Annotated in this window: 1 protein-coding gene and 1 pseudogene; both read left to right on the top strand. The window is 59.5% G+C overall.

Annotation, left to right across the window (positions count from 1 at the left end; translation table 11 throughout):
- The first annotated feature begins 158 nt into the window (after nucleotides 1-158).
- Nucleotides 159-1,448: an arsenic transporter gene (locus P353_RS25355; protein WP_034375815.1), complete on the top strand. Its 1,290-nt coding sequence runs from the start codon at nucleotides 159-161 to the stop codon at nucleotides 1,446-1,448.
- Between the two features lie 25 nt (nucleotides 1,449-1,473).
- Nucleotides 1,474-1,663 (top strand): annotated as a pseudogene (locus tag P353_RS25350) (arsenate reductase); the annotation flags it as partial.

Genomic DNA, 1,663 nt, shown 5'->3' with positions numbered 1-1,663 from the left:
TGCAGTCCACGGCGCGTGAACTCTCTTCGCATTAAATCTGGTTAGTTCAATTGCAATCCAGATCCAGCGTCTGGATTGCAGCACCAGGTATCAATGAGGCCCGCACGCGGTGCGCGGCACTAATGCCGGCTCATAGCTTTTTCTAGGACCTATACGTCATGTTGACGGCCATCCTGATTTTCATCTTCACTCTGACGCTGGTTATCTGGCAGCCACGCGGCCTTGGTATTGGCTGGAGCGCCTCGATTGGGGCCGGTATCGCGCTGCTGCTGGGGGTCGTGCACTTAGCCGATATTCCGGTGGTCTGGCATATCGTCTGGAACGCCACGGCGACCTTTGTTGCCGTCATCATCATCAGCCTTTTGCTGGACGAGGCCGGTTTCTTCGAATGGGCCGCATTGCACTTTGCCCGCTGGGGTGGCGGCAGCGGAGTCAAGCTGTTTGCTTTCATCGTGTTGCTGGGGGCCGCCGTTTCGGCCTTGTTCGCCAATGACGGAGCAGCCCTGATTCTCACGCCCATTGTGATGGCCATGCTGATGGCACTGGGCTTTTCTGCGGCAGCAACGCTGGCGTTTGTCATGGCCGCCGGGTTTATTGCCGACACAGCGAGCCTGCCGCTGATCGTCTCCAATCTGGTCAATATCGTCTCCGCCGACTTTTTCAAGATCGGCTTCAACGACTACGCGTCGGTGATGGTGCCGGTCAACATCGCCTCGGTCCTGGCCAGCCTCGGTGTGCTGCTGCTGTTTTTCCGACGCGATATTCCTGCCACCTACGACGTGGGCCAGCTCAAACAGCCGTCGGCTGCGATCAAGGATCTGGCCACCTTCCAGGCTGGCTGGGTCGTGCTGGTCTTGCTGCTGGCCGGCTTCTTCGCGCTGGAGCCTCTGGGCGTCCCTGTCAGTGCTGTTGCCGCCGTGGGGGCTGCGATCTTGCTGGCGGTGGCTGCGCGTGGCCATGTCATCAGCACCAGGAAGGTGCTTCATGGCGCTCCGTGGCAGATCGTGGTGTTCTCGCTGGGGATGTATCTGGTTGTCTATGGGCTGCGCAACGCGGGCCTTACGGATTACATCGCCATGTTGCTGAACCAGTTTGCAGCCGGCGGCGTGTGGACCGCTTCGCTGGGCACAGGCGTGCTGTCTGCGGTGCTGTCTTCCATCATGAACAACATGCCCACAGTCTTGATCGGAGCCTTGTCCATCGATGCTTCCACGGCCAGCGGGGCGGTCAAGGAGGCCATGGTCTACGCCAATGTGATTGGCTGCGATCTGGGTCCCAAGATCACGCCGATTGGTAGCCTGGCCACGCTCCTGTGGCTGCATGTGCTCGCCAAGAAGGGCACAACCATTGGCTGGGGCTACTACCTCAAAGTCGGTGCGGTGCTGACCATGCCTGTGCTGCTCATCACACTTGCAGCGCTGGCCTTGCGGCTCAGCGTGGCGTCTTGAATCTTTGCAACGGGAATCTAGCGCTATGAGCGACATCACGATTTACCACAACCCTGCTTGCGGTACCTCTCGCAATGTTCTGGCCCTGATCCGCAACAGCGGGGAAGAGCCCACGGTCATTGAGTACCTCAAGACACCACCTGATCACGCCACCCTGCTGGGCCTGATCCAAGCCATGGGCATGCCAGTGCGCGATGTGTTGCGCCAAAAAGGTA

Origin of the sequence: Comamonas testosteroni (genome assembly GCF_000761245.1) — a bacterium.
GTDB classification, from domain to species: Bacteria; Pseudomonadota; Gammaproteobacteria; order Burkholderiales; family Burkholderiaceae_C; genus Comamonas; species Comamonas testosteroni_C.
Note: the sequence above shows the minus strand (reverse complement) of the source record. Positions and strands in the feature narration are given on the sequence as shown.